A 19344-nucleotide genomic window follows, 5' to 3' on the forward strand; every position below is an offset into this window, starting at 1 on the left:
GTGTCAGTGGAACTTTGGCAGCAGTGCGTGGAGCTTTTGCGCGATGAGCTGCCTGCCCAGCAATTCAACACCTGGATCCGTCCACTACAGGTCGAAGCCGAAGGCGACGAGTTGCGTGTCTACGCACCTAATCGTTTTGTTCTCGACTGGGTCAACGAGAAATACCTGAGCCGCGTTCTCGAATTGCTCGATGAACATGGCAACGGCCTCGCGCCCGTGCTCTCTCTGTTAATAGGCAGCAAACGTAGCTCCGCCCCTCGTGCTGCGCCGAATGCGCCATTGGCCGCGGCTGCGTCGCAATCCCAGGCGGCGGCCGCACCGGTCAACCACACGCCGACTCCTGCGTCGACGGCTTCGAAAGCCTCGGCGCAGAAAAACGCGCCGGCCAACGTAGAGCCGTCCCGCGACAGCTTCGATCCGATGGCGGGTGCCAGTTCCCAGCAAGCACCGGTTCGCGCCGAACAGCGCACCGTGCAGGTTGAAGGCGCGCTCAAGCACACCAGCTACCTCAACCGTACCTTTACCTTTGAGAACTTCGTCGAGGGTAAATCCAACCAGTTGGCCCGTGCGGCCGCCTGGCAAGTGGCAGACAACCCCAAGCATGGTTACAACCCACTGTTCCTTTATGGTGGCGTTGGCCTGGGTAAGACGCACTTGATGCATGCGGTGGGTAACCATCTATTAAAGAAGAACCCGAATGCGAAGGTTGTGTACCTGCACTCGGAGCGCTTCGTGGCTGACATGGTCAAGGCCCTGCAGCTCAACGCTATCAACGAATTCAAGCGGTTCTATCGCTCCGTGGATGCCTTGCTGATCGATGACATTCAGTTCTTCGCGCGCAAGGAACGTTCCCAGGAAGAGTTTTTCCACACCTTCAACGCCCTGCTCGAGGGCGGCCAGCAGGTCATCTTGACCAGCGACCGCTATCCGAAGGAAATCGAAGGCCTGGAAGAACGCTTGAAGTCGCGCTTTGGCTGGGGCCTGACCGTGGCTGTCGAGCCGCCGGAACTGGAAACCCGCGTAGCGATCTTGATGAAAAAGGCCGATCAGGCGAAAGTCGATCTGCCCCACGACGCGGCGTTCTTCATCGCCCAACGCATTCGCTCCAACGTGCGTGAGCTGGAAGGCGCACTCAAGCGGGTCATCGCGCACTCGCACTTCATGGGCCGCGACATCACCATTGAGCTGATTCGCGAATCCCTGAAAGACCTGCTGGCACTGCAGGACAAACTGGTGAGTGTGGATAACATCCAGCGCACCGTGGCCGAGTACTACAAGATCAAGATTTCCGACCTGCTGTCCAAGCGCCGTTCGCGCTCGGTGGCACGTCCGCGCCAGGTGGCCATGGCACTCTCCAAAGAGTTGACCAACCACAGCCTGCCGGAAATCGGCGATGTCTTTGGTGGTCGCGACCACACCACGGTCTTGCACGCATGCCGCAAGATCAACGAACTTAAGGAATCCGACGCGGATATTCGCGAGGACTACAAGAACCTGCTGCGTACACTGACTACTTGATGACACCAGCGCAGCTTATTAAGGCAAGGGACTAGACCATGCACTTCACCATTCAACGCGAAGCCCTGTTGAAACCCCTGCAACTGGTCGCAGGCGTCGTCGAGCGCCGACAGACCTTGCCGGTACTTTCCAACGTATTACTGGTTGTCGAAGGCCAGCAATTGTCCCTGACCGGCACCGACCTGGAAGTCGAGCTGGTGGGTCGTGTTCAGCTGGAAGAGCCCGCAGAACCTGGCGAGATCACTGTGCCCGCGCGCAAGCTGATGGATATCTGCAAGAGCTTGCCCAACGACGCGCTGATCGACATCAAGGTCGATGAGCAGAAGCTGGTGGTCAAGGCCGGTCGCAGCCGCTTCACCTTGTCGACCCTGCCGGCCAATGACTTCCCTACCGTTGAAGAAGGCCCAGGTTCGCTGACCTGTAGCCTGGAGCAAAGCAAACTGCGCCGTTTGATCGAGCGCACCAGCTTCGCCATGGCCCAGCAGGACGTGCGTTATTACCTCAACGGTATGTTGCTGGAAGTATCGGAAGGCATTATTCGCGCCGTGGCCACCGACGGTCACCGCCTGGCCATGTGTTCGATGAAGGCCGATATCGGTCAGCCGGACCGTCACCAGGTGATCGTGCCGCGCAAAGGTATCCTCGAACTGGCGCGCCTGCTCACCGAGCCGGATGGCAACGTCAGCATTGTCCTGGGTCAGCACCACATCCGTGCCACCACCGGCGAGTTCACCTTCACCTCCAAGCTGGTTGACGGCAAGTTCCCGGATTACGAGCGTGTACTGCCTAAAGGTGGCGACAAGTTAGTGGTAGGTGATCGCCAGGCCCTGCGTGAGGCGTTCAGCCGTACCGCGATTCTGTCGAACGAAAAGTACCGGGGTATTCGCCTGCAATTGGCTAACGGCCAACTGAAGATCCAGGCCAACAACCCGGAACAGGAAGAAGCGGAAGAAGAAGTGGGCGTCGAGTACAACGGCGGTTCGCTGGAAATCGGCTTCAACGTGAGCTACTTGTTGGACGTGCTGGGTGTGATGACCACCGAACAGGTTCGCCTGATTCTGTCCGACTCCAACAGCAGTGCACTGGTGCAAGAATCCGACAACGATGACTCGGCTTACGTTGTTATGCCGATGCGTCTGTAATCATGCTCAGCAGAAGCTAGATGTCCCTCAGTCGCGTCTCGGTCACCGCGGTGCGCAATCTGCACCCGGTGACCTTCTCCCCCTCCCCCCGCATCAATATTCTCCATGGCGCCAACGGCAGTGGCAAAACCAGCGTGCTGGAAGCCATCCATCTGCTGGGGCTCGCTCGGTCTTTCCGCAGTGCCCGCCTGTTGCCGGTGATTCAGTACGAACAATTGGCGTGTACGGTGTTTGGTCAGGTCGAATTGGCTGAAGGTGGCCACAGCAGCCTGGGGATATCCCGTGATCGCGGCGGCGAGTTTCAGATCCGCATCGATGGGCAAAATGCCCGCAGTGCGGCGCAGTTGGCAGAAATCCTGCCGCTGCAGTTGATCAACCCTGACAGTTTCCGTTTGCTGGAAGGCGCGCCGAAAATCCGTAGGCAGTTCCTCGATTGGGGAGTGTTCCACGTGGAACCGCGCTTCATGGCCACTTGGCAGCGCCTGCAGAAGGCCTTGCGGCAGCGGAACTCATGGCTGCGGCATGGTACACTTGACGCCGCTTCACAAGCAGCCTGGGACCGGGAACTGTGCCTGGCCAGCGATGAAATAGATGAATACCGCCGTGCCTATATCAAAGCCTTGAAACCAGTCTTTGAGCAGACCTTGAGTGAGTTGTTAGACCTCGAAGGGCTGACGCTGAGCTACTACCGCGGTTGGGACAAAGAGCGTGAACTGAGCGCAGTGCTCGCCACGTCCTTGCAGCGGGATCAGCAAATCGGCCACACCCAGGCCGGCCCCCAGCGCGCTGATTTGCGTCTTCGGTTAGGCGCACATAATGCCGCGGATATCTTGTCCCGCGGCCAGCAAAAGTTGGTGGTGTGTGCATTGCGTATCGCCCAAGGGCACTTGGTTAGCCAAGCCCGGCGCGGTCAATGTATTTATCTGGTGGATGATTTGCCGTCAGAACTCGACGAGCAACACCGCCGTGCGTTATGCCGCTTGTTGGAAGACTTACGCTGCCAGGTGTTTATCACCTGTGTAGACCACGAATTATTGAGGGAAGGCTGGCAGACGGAAACGCCAGTCGCTTTGTTCCACGTGGAACAAGGCCGTATCACCCAGACCCACGACCATCGGGAGTGAAGGCATGAGCGAAGAACACACGTACGACTCGACCAGCATTAAAGTGCTGAAAGGTTTGGATGCCGTACGCAAACGTCCCGGTATGTACATTGGCGACACCGATGATGGTAGCGGTCTGCACCACATGGTGTTCGAGGTGGTCGACAACTCCATCGACGAAGCTCTGGCCGGTCACTGCGACGACATCAGCATTATCATTCATCCGGATGAGTCCATCACCGTGCGCGACAACGGTCGTGGCATTCCGGTAGACGTGCATAAAGAAGAAGGCGTTTCGGCGGCAGAGGTCATCATGACCGTGCTCCACGCCGGCGGTAAGTTCGACGACAACTCCTATAAAGTCTCCGGCGGTCTGCACGGTGTCGGTGTGTCGGTGGTGAACGCACTGTCCAAAGAGCTGATCCTAACGGTGCGCCGTAGCGGCAAAATCTGGGAACAGACCTACATCCATGGTGTTCCACAAGAACCGATGAGGATCGTTGGCGAGAGTGAATCTACCGGTACGCAGATCCACTTCAAGCCATCGGCTGAAACCTTCAAGAACATTCACTTTAGCTGGGACATCCTGGCCAAGCGGATTCGTGAACTGTCCTTCCTCAACTCCGGTGTTGGCATCGTCCTCAAGGATGAGCGCAGCGGCAAGGAAGAGCTGTTCAAATACGAAGGCGGCCTGCGTGCGTTCGTTGAATACCTGAACACCAACAAGACTGCGGTCAACCAGGTGTTCCACTTCAATGTTCAGCGCGAAGACGGCATCGGCGTGGAAATCGCCCTGCAGTGGAACGACAGCTTCAACGAGAACCTGTTGTGCTTCACCAACAACATTCCACAGCGCGACGGCGGTACTCACCTGGTGGGTTTCCGTTCCGCACTGACGCGTAACCTGAACACCTACATCGAAGCCGAAGGCCTGGCCAAGAAGCATAAAGTTGCCACCACCGGTGACGATGCCCGTGAAGGTCTGACTGCGATTATTTCGGTGAAAGTACCGGACCCTAAATTCAGCTCCCAGACCAAAGACAAGCTGGTGTCTTCCGAAGTGAAGACCGCCGTGGAACAGGAGATGGGCAAGTACTTCTCCGACTTCCTGTTGGAAAACCCGAACGAAGCCAAGCTGGTTGTCGGCAAGATGATCGACGCAGCACGTGCCCGTGAAGCGGCGCGTAAAGCCCGTGAGATGACCCGCCGCAAAGGCGCGCTGGACATCGCCGGCCTGCCGGGCAAACTGGCTGACTGCCAGGAGAAGGACCCTGCCCTTTCCGAGCTGTACCTGGTGGAAGGTGACTCTGCTGGCGGTTCCGCCAAGCAGGGTCGTAACCGTCGCACCCAGGCCATCCTGCCGTTGAAGGGTAAGATCCTCAACGTCGAGAAAGCGCGCTTCGACAAGATGATTTCCTCCCAGGAAGTCGGCACCTTGATCACGGCGTTGGGCTGCGGTATTGGCCGCGATGAGTACAACATCGACAAGCTGCGTTATCACAACATCATCATCATGACCGATGCTGACGTCGACGGTTCGCACATCCGTACCCTGCTGCTGACCTTCTTCTTCCGTCAGTTGCCGGAGCTGATCGAGCGCGGCTACATCTACATCGCCCAGCCGCCGTTGTACAAAGTCAAAAAGGGCAAGCAAGAGCAATACATCAAAGACGACGACGCCATGGAAGAGTACATGACGCAGTCGGCCCTGGAAGATGCCAGCCTGCACCTGAACGACGAAGCGCCGGGCATTTCCGGAGCGGCGCTGGAGCGCCTGGTCAACGACTTCCGCATGGTCATGAAGACCCTCAAGCGTCTGTCGCGCCTGTACCCTCAGGAACTGACCGAGCACTTCATCTACCTGCCGGCCGTGAGCCTGGAACAGTTGGGCGATCACGCAGCAATGCAGGATTGGCTGGCCCAGTACGAATTGCGCCTACGCACCGTCGAGAAATCCGGCCTGGTCTACAAAGCCAGCCTGCGTGAAGACCGTGAACGTAATGTGTGGCTACCTGAGGTCGAATTGATCTCCCACGGCCTGTCCAACTACGTCACCTTCAACCGCGACTTCTTCGGCAGCAATGACTACAAAACCGTAGTCACCCTGGGCGCACAGCTGAGCACTCTGCTGGACGACGGCGCTTATATCCAACGTGGCGAACGCAAGAAGCAGGTTAAGGAATTCAAGGAAGCCCTTGACTGGCTGATGGCCGAAAGCACCAAGCGCCACACCATCCAGCGCTACAAAGGTCTGGGCGAGATGAACCCGGATCAACTGTGGGAAACCACCATGGACCCGGCTCAGCGCCGTATGCTGCGCGTGACCATCGAAGACGCGATCGGCGCAGACCAGATCTTCAACACCCTGATGGGTGATGCGGTCGAGCCTCGCCGTGACTTCATCGAGACCAACGCGTTGGCGGTGTCTAACCTGGATTTCTGATCCAAGTTGTAGGTTCTCAAAGTAGTTGATCATCTTCACAAATAGATGAATCGACGAACTTAGGAAAAAGGCCAATTCTCTGAATTGGCCTTTTTTTGTGCTCGAAAATTCGGTCTCCGACGACGCCCATCCGTAGGTCGTAACAACTGCGAAAAGATAGCCTGAAAAAATCGAGCATTTCGGCACTTTTGTCGAGCGTTTCGGCACAGTAACCGCTCTTTGTTCAATCTATCCTCGAGGCCCACCTAAAAACTCAGATGGAGTCGCGATGAAAATCAGATTAGTCCTGCCTGCACTTTCCATGGCAGTAGCACTCAGTGGTTACGCTGCCGACTTCTCACTGACCAGCCGGGATATTGCTGACAACCGCCCGCTGAGCAGTCGTGAAGTGTTCCAAGGTTTCGGTTGCGAAGGCGGCAATACGTCTCCTGAGCTTTCCTGGAAACACGCCCCCGCAGGTACTAAAAGTTACGCGATCACGGTCTACGATCCCGATGCACCGACCGGTAGTGGTTGGTGGCATTGGACGGTGGTTAACTTACCCGCTTCTACCAATAGCTTGCCGAGAGGAGTGGGAGCGAACCTGCCTGCCGGTGCGGTACAAGGGCGAACCGATTATGGCCTGCCGGGATTTGGCGGGGTTTGCCCTCCTGTAGGGGATAAACCCCATCGTTATCAATTCACCGTATGGGCATTGAAAGTGGATAAGCTACCACTCGACGGTGAGGCCAGTGGCGCCTTGGTTGGGTACATGCTCAATGCCAATGCCCTGGCCAAAGCGACCATTACTTCAACTTACGGACGTTAAGAACAATGCGCCCCTGTGACGGCATACAGCACCGGGAAAACATTATCGATGCGTGTGTCATACGGGCGCGACAGCCCATTACCTTGCCAAGGGTGCCGGTGCTCGTGACCACCTTATGTCGAGTGCGACAGGGGGAAAAACTGTTGCAATGGGATGACAGGGAGATGCGCGCGGGGCCACAACATCTGATTCTGATGCCGGCCGGACGCGAGCTTGGTATCTCAAACTTCCCTGGACTTCACGGTCACTACGTAGCCGATGCGGTGACGTTTCCCGTCTCGACATTGCGTAACTTCAGCGCCCGATATAGCCAGCAGATCATGAGCCGTCGCGGTGTACTGAAGACCGATCTATGCGTACCGCTGGACAGGCACACAACGCAGGCATGGGATCAGCTATTGGCCTCTATCAATGCGAACGCGCCGGACGCATTACGCACGCTCTATGGGGAAGCGGTTCTTCTAAGCCTGTGCCTTGACGGCCAGCTCGGACCTCTGCTGATGGGGCGCAACGACCCCATTTGCGAACGAGTTCAGCAGATATTAATGGGCAGCCCGGAGAGAGACTGGACGGTTGCGAGCGTCGCACAACACCTGAACCTGGGTGAGTCGACGTTGCGTCGCCAACTCGCGAATGAGGGGGACAGTTTCAGGCATATTCTGGAGGGCGTTCGACTGGCGACAGCGTTGCAATGGTTGCAAACGTCTTCCCGCCCAATTGGTGAAATTGCCGGTGCCTGCGGTTACGCCTCGGCCTCGCGTTTTGCGGTGCGCTTTCGCTCACACTATGGCCTGTCGCCACGTGAATTGCGTGCAGCGATTTAAGCACTCCATTCCGCTGAGGTTTGACCCGTTTTATTAGCTAAAGAACACTGCCCATAAAAATGCTCCACGTGGAACATCAGTATTTTTAGCCGGCCGATGCTGCGGCCACACTCTCCAACCGATACCCATACCCATAGATCGTCAACAGTTGCCAACCCCGATCCGCGGTCAACCCCAGCTTGTTCCGCAGCCGATAGATATGTGTATCCAGCGGGCGGGACGAGACCATTTCTTCGTGGCTCCAGAACCGCTCATACAGATACTCGCGAGACAACGGGCGAGCCAGGTTTGCGAACAGGCAACTGGCCAGGCGGTATTCGCGTTCGGTCAGGTTGATCGGTTTGCCCGCACGGGTGACGGTCAGTTCGGCGTCGTCAAAGGTCAGGTCGTTGAAACTTTGCACTTCAGAGGTTGCCGACTTTTGCAGACCATGGCGGCGCAGGACGGCGTTAACCCGGGCTTTGAGTTCATTCGGCCGAAAGGGCTTACTGACGTAATCGTCGGCGCCGCTGTTCAGGGCGGTGACGATATCGGCCTCGGCATCGCGGCTGGTGAGCATGATCACCGCCGGGGGCGATTCCATGTGTTCACGGGTCCAGCGCAGCAAAGCGATACCGCTGATATCGGGCAGTTGCCAATCGAGGATCAGCAGGTCGAAGGTTTCCCGACGCAGTTGGCGCAGCAGGTCATCACCGCGTTCGAAGCAATGCACAGACCAGTGCTGTTCCAGGTTGCTGGGGATCTGTCGCAGTGTCTGTTCCACCCGCTGCAATTCAGCGGGTTCGTCATCCAGTATTGCGACACGCATGGGTAGGTCCTTTCAACTTGAAATATTTCAGCTGTCGGCCGGTCGAAGAGCGGGCGTCCTTGCTGCGCGAATGCCGGTCATTGAATCTGAAGAATTGTGGTCAGATTCAACGAGCCATGGGATCTCTCGGTACGCTGATATCAAAGGGCCGTTAATGCTTTGAAAACCGTGTGGCTCAGGGGGAAAGATACCGACTCCCGTGCGTAAGGAAAAGGATCAGTGCTACTGGCATTGCATAGCCCTGCGCGCAGCTGATACCGCGCCCCGATGTACGGTATGTTTCAACCAACGCATTCAGGAAAACCCCTGGGGCGATCAAAATGAGCTTCACTGGGTTCAGCATCACGCCGCGCACCACCTGGACGGAGAAACCGGGTCTATGACATCTTCAACTATCCATTTTCAGCAGCGGTGCGGGTTCCCGGCGGTCGCGCTGTGAAGCTGTGGCGCAAGGCCGAAAAGCGCCAGCCCACGCAAGCGCAGCTTTTGTTCCACGGCCTGGTCCGCGAGTGGTTGTGGATTGGCCTGGTGTTGCTGCCCTTCACCGCGTATCTGTCTTTAAGCTCGAGCCTTGCCTTTAACAGCCCGTTGTATGACAGCCTTCGCCGCCTGACTCCCCTGCCGGTTGATCCGCGTATTTTGCTGGTGACCATCGATGACCAAAGCCTGAAGAAGCTGGGTCAATGGCCGTGGCCCCGCAGCCTGCATGCGGACTTGATCAACCGTCTGAGCGCGGCCCAGCCGACGGCGATCTTGTTCGATGTGATCTTCAATGACGCGGGTAACATCGCCGATGACCAGCGACTGGCGGATGCGGTGTGCAACGCCGGCAACGTTCTGCTGCCCCTGGAACGCGATGGCACCGCGAGCTTAAGCCCGGCAGGCGAGCAGCTGTTACCGCTGCTCAAGTGTGCCAAGGGACTGGGCCATATCAATGTCGAAGCAGACAGCGACGGTGCTGTCCGTAGCCTGTATCTGCGCGAAGGCCCGCCTGGGAGCACCCTCCCGCAGTTGGCGTGGCAGGCGTATAGGTTGAGCGGGCAAACCGCGCAAATGCCTGGGCGCAGCGAGCAACCCAACACTCAGCGCTGGCATCGGGAATTCAGGGTTCGTGTCCCGTTCACGTCTGAGCAACATGCGTTTCCCAGTGTGTCCTATGTCAGCGTATTACACGGCGAAGTACCGGCCGAGTTGCTGCGTGACCGCCTGATCCTGGTGGGCGCGAGCGCCTATGGGTTGGGTGACCGTTTTGTGACGCCGCTCTCCTCCACTCCAGATACCACTGCGGGCGTGGAGATCCAGGCCAATGTGCTCAACGGCTTGTTGCAGGAGCGCAGCATTGTCGATCTCCCCGGCTGGCTCGCGGCACTGATTGCAACCGCCTGGGTGGCGTTGCTGCTGGGCCTGTTGTTGTACCGTCCGCGCTACGCCCTGTGGATGACCTTGGGTTGCATGGCCGGCGCGTTGCTCGGCGCATGGGCGCTGTTACGCCTTGGTCACTGGTGGTCACCCGCCGCGTGCCTGATCGGCTTGTTGCTCAGCTACCTGATCTGGAACTGGCGCCGCTTGAGCGTGATCCTTGCCTACTTTGGCTGGGAACTGGCGCGACTGGACAACGAACCCAAGGTGTTGCCCGAGCGCCGCCGAGCGCCGGCGAACAAAGGCGATGTGTTGCAAGGGCGCATCTTTGCCCTGGAGCAGGCCGTTAGCCGGACCCGTGATACCCGACGCTTCATGGCCGATGGCCTCGAATGCCTGCCGGTGGCGACCCTAATTACCGACCCACGGGGCAACATTTTGTTGGCCAACCGCATTGCCCGCGAAGTATTCGGTAATGATCTGGTCAACGAAAACCTGCTCGAACAACTCGCCGACCTGGGCTATCCGCCGCTGCATAACGGCGTGCGCCCGGCCCTGTCAGCCCTGGAACTCGTCGAGTTCCGTGACATCCACCAACGCAGCCTGCGCATGGAAATCGCGCCCTTGCTGCCCGCCGAAGGTGATATCGCGCTCGGCTGGTTGCTTAGCCTGACCGACTTGAGCAAGGAACGCGAAGCCCAGCAACACCGCGAAACCATGCTGCGCTTCCTGTCCCACGACCTGCGTGCGCCGCACTCGGCGATCCTCGCGTTGCTGGATGTGCATAACGGTGAGTCCCCGGTGTTTGCCCAGATCGAGCAGCAGGTTCGACGCGCCTTGAGCCTCACCGAATCTTTCGTACAGCTGGCAAAAGCCGAGGCTGACGGCTATCACTTCCAGCCAACCCTATTTGCCATGCTGGTGATGGATGCGTTTGACCAAGTGGCGGTGATCGCCCAGCTCAAGGGCATCCAGTTGGTCAACGACCTGGATGTGGCGGATGAAGGCATGGTGTCGGCCGATCAATCCCTGCTCACCCGTGCATTGTTCAACGTGCTGGAGAACGCGATCAAATACTCGCCGTCCGGAACCACCGTGAGGTTGAGCCACGGCAGCGCGCAAGGTTGGTTGGAATGTCGCATCAGCGACCAGGGCGCAGGCATTGCGGCAGAGGACTTGCCGGAACTGTTCAGCCAGTATTGCCGCTTCGATTCCGCCCAAGGCAGCGAAGGCCTTGGGCTGGGCCTGACCATGGTCAAGGCCGTCGTGGAGCGTCACGGTGGCCGTATCTGCTGCGAAAGCGTGGTGAGCAAAGGCACCACGTTCACCCTGCAACTGCCGCTGCTGGAAGACTGACAACACGTGCTTTTGCGCTGTGTATAAAAAACCGGTCTCAAGGACCGGTTTCTTTATGCAAAAAAATACTTATGCACGGTTTCAGTATTTTTATGAGCTTTGTAAATATCTAAGTAAATCAGCTTGTTACGAAGAAAAAATGCCACTTTTCGAACAAACCGTACACAGGTTATCCACAGATTCTCAGGCGACCGGCGTGTCCACCACCACCGGCTCCGGCGGCAGCGAACCCATGGCACGTTGCTGGGCTTCATTCCAGGCTGCAGCGCGGTCATTCAGCGCGGCAATTGCACGTGGGCCTTCACCTTCGGCGTACATCGGTTTCCCAATCACCACGGTGATGGTGCCTGCACGTTTTAACCAACCGGTTTTTGGCCAGAACCTGCCGGCGTTGTGTGCAATCGGTAAAACAGGCAGGTTGGCGTTGACGGCCAACGCAGTGCCGCCGCGTGAGAACTTACCGACGGTGCCGTAGGGCACACGCGTACCTTCCGGGAAGATCAGTACCCAAACGCCGTCCTTGAGTAGCTCGTGGCCCTTTTTGGCCACGTGCTTGAGCGCCGCCTTGGGGTTGTCACGGTCGATGGCGATCGGGCGCAGCATCGCCATGGCCCAACCGAAGAACGGCACGTACAGCAGCTCACGCTTGAGCACTTGGCTCAGGGGCGAGAAGTACGCCGAGAGGAAGAACGTCTCCCACGTGCTCTGGTGGTTCGACAGAATCACACAGGGCTGATCCGGGACGTTTTCCGCGCCCTTGACCTCAAAGCGAATGTTCAGGAACACCTTGGTCAGCCACAACGCGCAGCGGCACCAATAGACGTTGATGAAGCGATAGCGCGCCTTGAACGGCAAGAAAGGCGCGATAAAAAAGCTCAGGGTGCACCAGAGAAACGAACTGGTGCCCAACAGCAGGTAAAAGAAGAAGGTTCTGATGGCCTGCAAAATCGACATGGCGGCATTTACCGTTGCGGGACACAGCCCGCCTTTTAAAGGCGCACTCCCGAACAATCCTTGGTCAGGAAGTCGAGGGTGGCTAGTTGTTGATAAGTTCTGCGGCAACCGCCGCCAGATCGTCAAAAATCAAGGTGCCTACCGGCAGGTCTTTCGCCTGGGTCTTTTCGCCTTTCCCGGTCTTTACCAAAACTGGCTGAGAGTCGACGGCTTTGGCAGCCTCCAGGTCACCGAGGCTGTCCCCGACGAACCATAGCCCAGCCAGGGGCACGTTGTAATGTTCTGAAATAGTTTTCAACATGCCGGGCTTGGGCTTGCGGCATTCGCAGCCCTCATCCGGCCCGTGGGGGCAGTACACCACCAGCCCCACCTCACCGCCCTGCTCCGCCACCAACGTGCGCAAGCGCGCGTGCATGGCGTCCAGGGTTGCGATGTCGTAGTAGCCGCGGGCGATGCCGGACTGGTTGGTGGCGACGGCCACCGTCCAGCCGGCTTTGCTCAACTGCGCGATGGCCTCGATCGCGCCGGGCAGTGGGATCCATTCCTCCACCGACTTGATGTAAGCGTCGGAGTCGTAATTGATCACCCCGTCCCGATCGAGAATCAGCAGTTTCAACATGATCAGCCCAGTACGGAAATGTCTGCGATGTTGATGAACAGGCCGCGCAGACGCGCCAGCATGGCGTAGCGGTTTTTCCGCACGCCGGCATCTTCGGCATTGATCATCACCGCTTCGAAGAACGCATCCACCGGCTCACGCAACGTGGCCAGGCGCGCCAGTGCTTCGGCGTAGTTACGCTCGGCGATCAACGGCTTCACCGCATTTTCCGCCTTGGCGATGGCCGAGTTCAGCGAGAACTCCTTGGCATCGGCGAACAGGCCAGGGTCGACATCGGCGTTGCCCAGGCCTTCGGCCTTGCTCAGCAGGTTCGACACACGCTTGTTCACGGCGGCCAGGGCATCGGCTTCCGGCAGTTTACGGAAGGCCTGTACGGCTTGCACACGCTGGTCGAAGTCCAGCGCCGAACCCGGTTGCAGGGCACGTACCGACAGGTACACCGAAACGTCCACGCCTTCGTCTTCGTAACGCGCACGCAGGCGGTCGAACACGAACTCCAGCACTTGCTCGGCCAGGCCGGCTTGCTTGACCTTGCCACCGAACTGGCCGACCGCGAACACCACGGCCTGGGTCAGGTCGAGGTCGAGCTTCTTGTCGATCAGGATACGCAGCACGCCCAGGGCCGCGCGGCGCAGGGCATACGGGTCTTTGCTACCGGTGGGCAGCATGCCGATGCCGAAGATACCGACGAGGGTGTCCAGCTTATCGGCAATGGCCACGGCCGCACCGGTCAGGGTGGTCGGCAACTCGGCGCCAGCACCGCGCGGCATGTACTGCTCGTTCAGGGCCAGGGCGACATCGTCTGGCTCGCCGTCGTTGAGGGCGTAGTAGTAACCGGCAACACCTTGCATTTCCGGGAACTCGCCAACCATTTCGGTGGCCAGGTCGCACTTGGACAGCAGGCCGGCACGCGCGGCCCAGGCGGTATCACCACCGATACGCGGCGCAATGTAGGCGGCCAGTTTGGAAACGCGCACGGCCTTGTCGTAGACGCTGCCGAGTTTTTCCTGGAACACCACGTTTTGCAGGCGCAGGTTGAAGTCTTCGAGCTTCTGCTTCTTGTCTTGCTTGAAGAAGAACTCGGCGTCGGTCAGGCGCGGGCGCACGACTTTCTCGTTGCCCGCGATGATCTGCTGCGGGTCCTTGCTTTCGATGTTCGCCACGGTGATGAAGCGCGGCAGCAATTTGCCGTCCACGTCCAACAGGCAGAAGTACTTCTGGTTGTCCTGCATCGTGATGATCAGGGCTTCTTGCGGCACATCGAGGAAACGCTCTTCGAACGAGCACACCAGCGGCACTGGCCATTCAACCAGGGCGGTCACTTCGTCCAACAGGCTTGGCGGCACGATGGCGGTGCCTTCCTGCAGGCGGGCCAGCTCTTCGGTGCGCTTGCTGATCAGCTCGCGACGCTCGTTGGCATCGGCCAGCACATAGGCGGCGCGCAGGTCGTTGAGGTAGTTGGCTGGCGCGGTGATACGCACGCTTTGCGGGTGGTGGAAGCGGTGACCACGGGAATCGCGGCCGGCTTTCTGGGCAAGGATGGTGCAATCGATGACTTGGTCACCGAGCAGCATCACCAGCCACTGGGTCGGACGCACGAACTCTTCCTTGCGCGCACCCCAGCGCATGCGCTTGGGGATAGGCAGGTCGTTCAGGGAGTCTTCGACAATGGTCGGCAACAGGCTGGCCGTCGGCTTGCCTTTGATGACCTGGCTGAAGCGCAGTTTCGGGCCGCTCTGGTCGATCTCGCTCAACTCGACGCCACACTTCTTGGCAAAGCCCAGTGCGGCTTGAGTCGGCTTGCCTTCGGCGTCGAAGGCAGCCTGGCGTGGCGGGCCGTCGAGGTTGATGCTGCGGTCCGGCTGCTGGGTTTCCAGCGCGGTCAACAACACCGCCAGACGGCGCGGCGCGGCATAGACCTGCTTCGCCTCAAACTTCAGGCCGGCGCTTTGCAGGCCTTTTTCGATACCGGCCAGGAACGCATCGGCCAGGGTGTTCAGCGCCTTGGGTGGCAGCTCTTCGGTGCCCAGTTCAACCAGAAAATCTTGAGCACTCATTGTGCAGCCTCCAGCTTAGCCAACACTTCATCACGCAGGTCCGGGGGTGCCATCGGGAAGCCCAGCTTGGCACGTGCCAGCAGGTAGGCTTGGGCGACGGAACGCGCCAGGGTGCGTACACGCAGAATATATTGCTGACGCGCAGTCACCGAGATGGCACGGCGGGCGTCCAGCAGGTTGAAGGTATGGGACGCCTTCAACACCATTTCATAGCTCGGCAACGGCAGCGGCTGGTCGAGTTCGATCAGGCGCTTGGCTTCGCTTTCATAGAAGTCGAACAGTTCGAACAGCTTCTCGACGTTGGCGTGTTCGAAGTTATAGGTCGACTGCTCCACTTCGTTCTGGTGGAACACATCGCCGTAGGTCACTTTGCCGAACGGGCCGTCTGCCCACACCAGGTCGTAGACCGAGTCCACGCCTTGCAGGTACATGGCCAGGCGCTCGAGACCGTAGGTGATCTCGCCGGTCACCGGGTAGCACTCGATGCCGCCCGCTTGCTGGAAGTAGGTGAACTGCGTGACTTCCATGCCGTTGAGCCAGACTTCCCAGCCCAGGCCCCACGCGCCGAGGGTCGGCGATTCCCAGTTGTCTTCGACGAAACGGATGTCGTGGACCAGCGGGTCCAGGCCGACATGTTTCAGCGAGCCCAGGTACAGCTCCTGGAAGTTGTCCGGGTTCGGCTTCAGTACCACCTGGAACTGGTAGTAATGCTGCAGACGGTTCGGGTTTTCGCCGTAGCGGCCGTCAGTCGGGCGTCGACTGGGCTGCACATAAGCGGCGTTCCAGGTTTCCGGGCCGATGGCCCGCAGGAATGTTGCGGTGTGGAAAGTGCCGGCGCCTACTTCCATATCGTAGGGCTGAAGTACCACACAACCTTGCTCGGCCCAGTACTGCTGGAGGGCGAGGATCAAGTCTTGGAAGGTACGCACGGCTGGCGTAGGCTGGCTCACGAAATTCACCTGTTACTTGGGCTGCGATTTAAAGAGCGGGAGTATACCCGATTCGGCCGCGCCACCATCCCCTGGAGCCTTATGCCACGCTGCTTTTGGTGTTCTGAAGATCCGCTGTACATGGCTTATCACGATCAGGAGTGGGGAACGCCGCTGCGCGAAGCGCAGGGTTTGTTCGAGTTACTTTTGCTCGAAGGGTTCCAGGCGGGCCTGTCCTGGATCACCGTTTTACGCAAACGCGAGCATTATCGAAAGGTCTTGTTCGGTTTTGATGCGCAGCGCCTGGCGCGGCTGAGCGATGCCGAAATCGAAGCGTTGATGCTTGATCCGGGCATCGTGCGCAATCGTCTGAAGCTCAACGCCACCCGCCGCAATGCCGCGGCTTGGCTCGCGCTGGAGGACCCGGTGGGGTTGCTTTGGTCGTTTGTCGGCGGCGTGCCTAAGGTCAATCACTTCAAGGACCGCAGCGAAGTCCCGGCGATTACGCCCGAGGCCGAGGCCATGAGCCGCGCCCTGAAAAAAGCCGGTTTCACCTTTGTCGGGCCGACCATTTGCTACGCGTTCATGCAGGCCTCGGGCATGGTCATGGACCACACCCGGGACTGTGACCGTTACGCGGACTTGGCCAACGCCGGTTAGAATGCGCGCTTTGCGCACCACACACGATCAGGAGTGACCTGTGGAAAAGTTTAAAGGCGCCTTGCTGGTAGGCGCTCTCCGGTTATTTGCCCTGCTGCCCTGGCGCGCCGTGCAAGCCGTAGGTTCGGCGATTGGCTGGATCATGTGGAAAACCCCCAACCGCTCCCGCGACACGGTGCGGATCAACCTGTCCAAATGTTTCCCGGAGATGGACCCGGCCGAGCGCGAACGCCTGGTAGGCCGCAGCCTGATGGACATCGGCAAGTCCCTGACCGAAAGCGCCTGCGCCTGGATCTGGCCGGCCCAACGCTCCATTGACCTGGTGCGCGAAGTCGAAGGCCTGGAAGTCCTCCACGAAGCCCTGGCCTCGGGCAAAGGCGTGGTCGGTATCACCAGCCACTTGGGCAACTGGGAGGTGTTGAACCACTTCTATTGCAGCCAGTGCAAACCGATCATTTTCTACCGCCCGCCGAAGCTCAAGGCGGTGGATGACCTGCTGCGCAAGCAACGCGTGCAACTGGGTAACCGCGTGGCCGCGTCCACCAAGGAAGGCATCCTCAGCGTGATCAAGGAAGTGCGCAAAGGCGGCCAGGTGGGTATTCCGGCCGACCCGGAGCCGGCTGAATCGGCGGGGATCTTCGTGCCGTTCTTCGCCACCCAGGCGCTGACCAGCAAGTTCGTACCGAACATGCTCGCGGGCCACAAGGCGGTCGGCGTGTTCCTGCATGCCCTGCGCCTGCCGGACGGTTCAGGCTACAAAGTGATCCTGGAAGCAGCGCCGGAAGACATGTACAGCACCGACACCGCCACCTCCTGCGCGGCGATGAGCAAAGTGGTGGAGCGTTATGTCGGCGCCTACCCGAGCCAGTACATGTGGAGCATGAAGCGCTTCAAGAAACGCCCGCCGGGTGAGGCGCGTTGGTACTGACTCAAGGGCAACACAAAACAATGTGGGAGGGGGCTTGCCCCGATAGCGGTGGTTCAGTCACATATGCATCGACTGACACACCGCTATCGGGGGCAAGCCCCCTCCCACATTTGAGTTCTACTTAGGCCTGGCGGTCGAGTTTCTTCAGGAACACCGTCATCTCTTTTTCGGCCTGCTTGTCGCCATGGGCCTGAGCAGCCGCAATCCCCTGCTCCCAGGCCAAGCGTGCCGCCGCACGGTCTTCCAATCCCAACTGCGCCTTACCCAACAACTTCCACGCCGCCGAATACTTCGGATCAAACTCGACACACTTGTGCAAATGCTCGGCCGCCTTGGTGTTGTCCTTCAGGTCCAGATAACCCTTGCCCAGCCCAAAGCGCAGCAGCGCGTTATCCACACCCTTGGCCAGCATCTTCTCCAGGGATTCGAGCATGTCGGTGTACTCCGTTTAATCAGAAAAAGCTCAGCCCCACGTGGAACAGCTTCTCCACATCGCGGATATGTTTTTTATCCACCAAAAACAGGATCACATGGTCGCCGGTGGCAATTACCGTGTCGTCGTGGGCAATGATTACTTCTTCATCGCGAATGATCGCGCCGATGGTGGTACCCGGCGGTAGGCCGATGTCGCGGATGGCCTTGCCGATGACCTTGCTTGACTTCGAATCGCCATGGGCGATCGCCTCGATGGCTTCCGCCGCGCCCCTGCGCAGGGAGTGTACGCTGACGATATCGCCACGGCGCACGTGGGTGAGCAAGGTGCCGATGGTGGCCAACTGCGGGCTGATGGCGATGTCGATATCGCCGCCCTGGACCAGGTCGACATACGCCGGGTTGTTGATGATGGTCATCACCTTCTTCGCCCCCAGCCGCTTGGCCAGCAGCGACGACATGATGTTGGCCTCGTCATCGTTGGTCAGGGCCAGGAAGATATCGGCGTCGGCGATGTTTTCTTCCATCAGCAGGTCGCGGTCCGAGGCGCTGCCTTGCAGGACCACGGTGCTGTCGAGGGTGTCGGACAAATGCCGGCAGCGCGCCGGGCTCATCTCGATGATCTTCACCTGGTAGCGGCTCTCGATCGCCTCGGCCAAGCGTTCGCCGATCTGCCCGCCACCGGCGATGACGATGCGTTTATACGTCTCGTCGAGACGGCGCATTTCGCTCATCACTGCACGAATATTCGCTTTGGCGGCGATGAAGAAGACTTCGTCGTCGGCCTCGATCACCGTGTCGCCCTGGGGCAGGATCGGCCGGTCACGCCGGAAAATCGCCGCCACGCGGGTTTCCACATTCGGCATGTGCTCGCGTAGCTGGCGCAGTTGCTGGCCGACCAACGGGCCGCCGTAATAGGCCTTCACGGCGACCAGTTGCGCTTTGCCGTCGGCGAAGTCGATCACCTGCAAGGCGCCGGGAATTTCGATCAGGCGCTTGATGTAGTGGGTGACCACCTGCTCCGGGCTGATCAATACGTCCACCGGGATCGCATCGTTGTCGAACAGGCCGGCGCGGGTCAGGTAGGCGGCTTCACGCACCCGGGCGATCTTGGTCGGGGTGTGGAACAGCGTGTGGGCGACCTGGCACGCGACCATATTGGTCTCGTCGCTGTTGGTCACGGCCACCAGCATGTCGGCATCGTCGGCACCCGCCTGACGCAGCACCGTAGGAAATGACGCACGGCCCTGTACGGTACGAATATCCAGGCGGTCGCCGAGGTTGCGTAGGCGCTCGGCATCGGTGTCGACCACGGTGATGTCGTTGGCTTCGCCGGCCAAATGTTCGGCCAGCGTGCCACCGACCTGCCCTGCCCCAAGGATGATGATTTTCATCCGGTCACTC

The 19344-nt window shown here is 59.2% G+C and carries 16 protein-coding genes; 9 read left to right on the forward strand and 7 right to left on the reverse strand.

Translation table 11 applies throughout. The features are described from left to right. The 6 genes from dnaA to ACS5Q8_RS00030 all read left to right on the forward strand — a co-directional run bounded on the left by dnaA (position 1) and on the right by ACS5Q8_RS00030 (position 7838). The gene (gene dnaA, locus ACS5Q8_RS00005) at positions 1 to 1518 is read left to right on the forward strand and encodes a chromosomal replication initiator protein DnaA (RefSeq protein ID WP_247396743.1); all 1518 of its coding nucleotides are present in this window, start codon (positions 1 to 3) and stop codon (positions 1516 to 1518) included. 38 nt (positions 1519 to 1556) lie between these two features. Then, positions 1557 to 2660 (forward strand): DNA polymerase III subunit beta, encoded by a 1104-nt coding sequence (dnaN, locus tag ACS5Q8_RS00010; protein WP_276195574.1) that lies wholly within the window; start codon positions 1557 to 1559, stop codon positions 2658 to 2660. A gap of 20 nt (positions 2661 to 2680) precedes the next feature. Continuing rightward, positions 2681 to 3784: a DNA replication/repair protein RecF gene (recF, locus tag ACS5Q8_RS00015; RefSeq protein ID WP_010565854.1), complete on the forward strand. Its 1104-nt coding sequence runs from the start codon at positions 2681 to 2683 to the stop codon at positions 3782 to 3784. A 4-nt stretch (positions 3785 to 3788) separates the two neighbouring features. Then, entirely contained in the window at positions 3789 to 6206 is a 2418-nt protein-coding gene (gyrB, locus tag ACS5Q8_RS00020; protein ID WP_276195575.1) for a DNA topoisomerase (ATP-hydrolyzing) subunit B, read from the forward strand. Between the two features lie 268 nt (positions 6207 to 6474). Next, positions 6475 to 7014, forward strand: coding sequence for a kinase inhibitor (locus tag ACS5Q8_RS00025; protein WP_465159714.1), 540 nt, complete (start codon positions 6475 to 6477; stop codon positions 7012 to 7014). 5 nt (positions 7015 to 7019) lie between these two features. Further along, complete coding sequence (locus tag ACS5Q8_RS00030; protein WP_276195576.1) at positions 7020 to 7838, forward strand: helix-turn-helix transcriptional regulator; 819 nt, start codon at positions 7020 to 7022, stop codon at positions 7836 to 7838. A gap of 85 nt (positions 7839 to 7923) precedes the next feature. Here ACS5Q8_RS00030 and ACS5Q8_RS00035 read toward each other — a convergent pair whose 3' ends face one another. Then, positions 7924 to 8646 carry a response regulator transcription factor gene (locus ACS5Q8_RS00035; protein WP_276195577.1) on the reverse strand — a complete coding sequence of 241 codons (723 nt, stop codon included), beginning with the start codon at positions 8644 to 8646 and terminating at the stop codon, positions 7924 to 7926. Positions 8647 to 9081: 435 nt separating this feature from the next. Between ACS5Q8_RS00035 and ACS5Q8_RS00040 the strand changes: the two genes are divergently transcribed. Then, positions 9082 to 11361: a CHASE2 and HATPase_c domain-containing protein gene (locus tag ACS5Q8_RS00040; protein WP_276195578.1), complete on the forward strand. Its 2280-nt coding sequence runs from the start codon at positions 9082 to 9084 to the stop codon at positions 11359 to 11361. A gap of 183 nt (positions 11362 to 11544) precedes the next feature. Here the strand turns inward: ACS5Q8_RS00040 and ACS5Q8_RS00045 are convergent, their stop codons facing one another. From ACS5Q8_RS00045 to glyQ, 4 genes are all read right to left on the reverse strand, one after another. Then, positions 11545 to 12315: a lysophospholipid acyltransferase family protein gene (locus tag ACS5Q8_RS00045; RefSeq protein WP_443693477.1), complete on the reverse strand. Its 771-nt coding sequence runs from the start codon at positions 12313 to 12315 to the stop codon at positions 11545 to 11547. A gap of 82 nt (positions 12316 to 12397) precedes the next feature. Beyond that, positions 12398 to 12937: a D-glycero-beta-D-manno-heptose 1,7-bisphosphate 7-phosphatase gene (gene gmhB / locus ACS5Q8_RS00050; protein ID WP_426101979.1), complete on the reverse strand. Its 540-nt coding sequence runs from the start codon at positions 12935 to 12937 to the stop codon at positions 12398 to 12400. After that, entirely contained in the window at positions 12937 to 14991 is a 2055-nt protein-coding gene (gene glyS, locus ACS5Q8_RS00055) for a glycine--tRNA ligase subunit beta (protein WP_276195580.1), read from the reverse strand. The genes gmhB and glyS overlap by 1 nt, the downstream gene beginning before the upstream one ends. Then, entirely contained in the window at positions 14988 to 15941 is a 954-nt protein-coding gene (glyQ, locus tag ACS5Q8_RS00060) for a glycine--tRNA ligase subunit alpha (protein ID WP_276195581.1), read from the reverse strand. Before glyQ ends, glyS begins: the two co-directional genes overlap by 4 nt. 81 nt (positions 15942 to 16022) lie before the next feature. Here glyQ and ACS5Q8_RS00065 point away from each other — a divergent pair, with 81 nt between their 5' ends. Further along, the gene (locus ACS5Q8_RS00065; protein ID WP_247396758.1) at positions 16023 to 16580 is read left to right on the forward strand and encodes a DNA-3-methyladenine glycosylase I; all 558 of its coding nucleotides are present in this window, start codon (positions 16023 to 16025) and stop codon (positions 16578 to 16580) included. Positions 16581 to 16620: 40 nt separating this feature from the next. Next, complete coding sequence (locus ACS5Q8_RS00070) at positions 16621 to 17508, forward strand: lysophospholipid acyltransferase (RefSeq protein ID WP_247396760.1); 888 nt, start codon at positions 16621 to 16623, stop codon at positions 17506 to 17508. A 121-nt stretch (positions 17509 to 17629) separates the two neighbouring features. Here ACS5Q8_RS00070 and ACS5Q8_RS00075 read toward each other — a convergent pair whose 3' ends face one another. Both ACS5Q8_RS00075 and trkA read right to left on the reverse strand, forming a co-directional pair. Beyond that, positions 17630 to 17941: a hypothetical protein gene (locus tag ACS5Q8_RS00075; RefSeq protein ID WP_276195584.1), complete on the reverse strand. Its 312-nt coding sequence runs from the start codon at positions 17939 to 17941 to the stop codon at positions 17630 to 17632. A gap of 19 nt (positions 17942 to 17960) precedes the next feature. Next, on the reverse strand, positions 17961 to 19334 hold the full coding sequence (gene trkA / locus ACS5Q8_RS00080; protein WP_247396765.1) for a Trk system potassium transporter TrkA: 1374 nt from the start codon (positions 19332 to 19334) through the stop codon (positions 17961 to 17963). Between the last annotated feature and the right edge of the window lie 10 nt (positions 19335 to 19344).

Source organism: Pseudomonas sp. PAMC25584 (genome assembly GCF_058135675.1).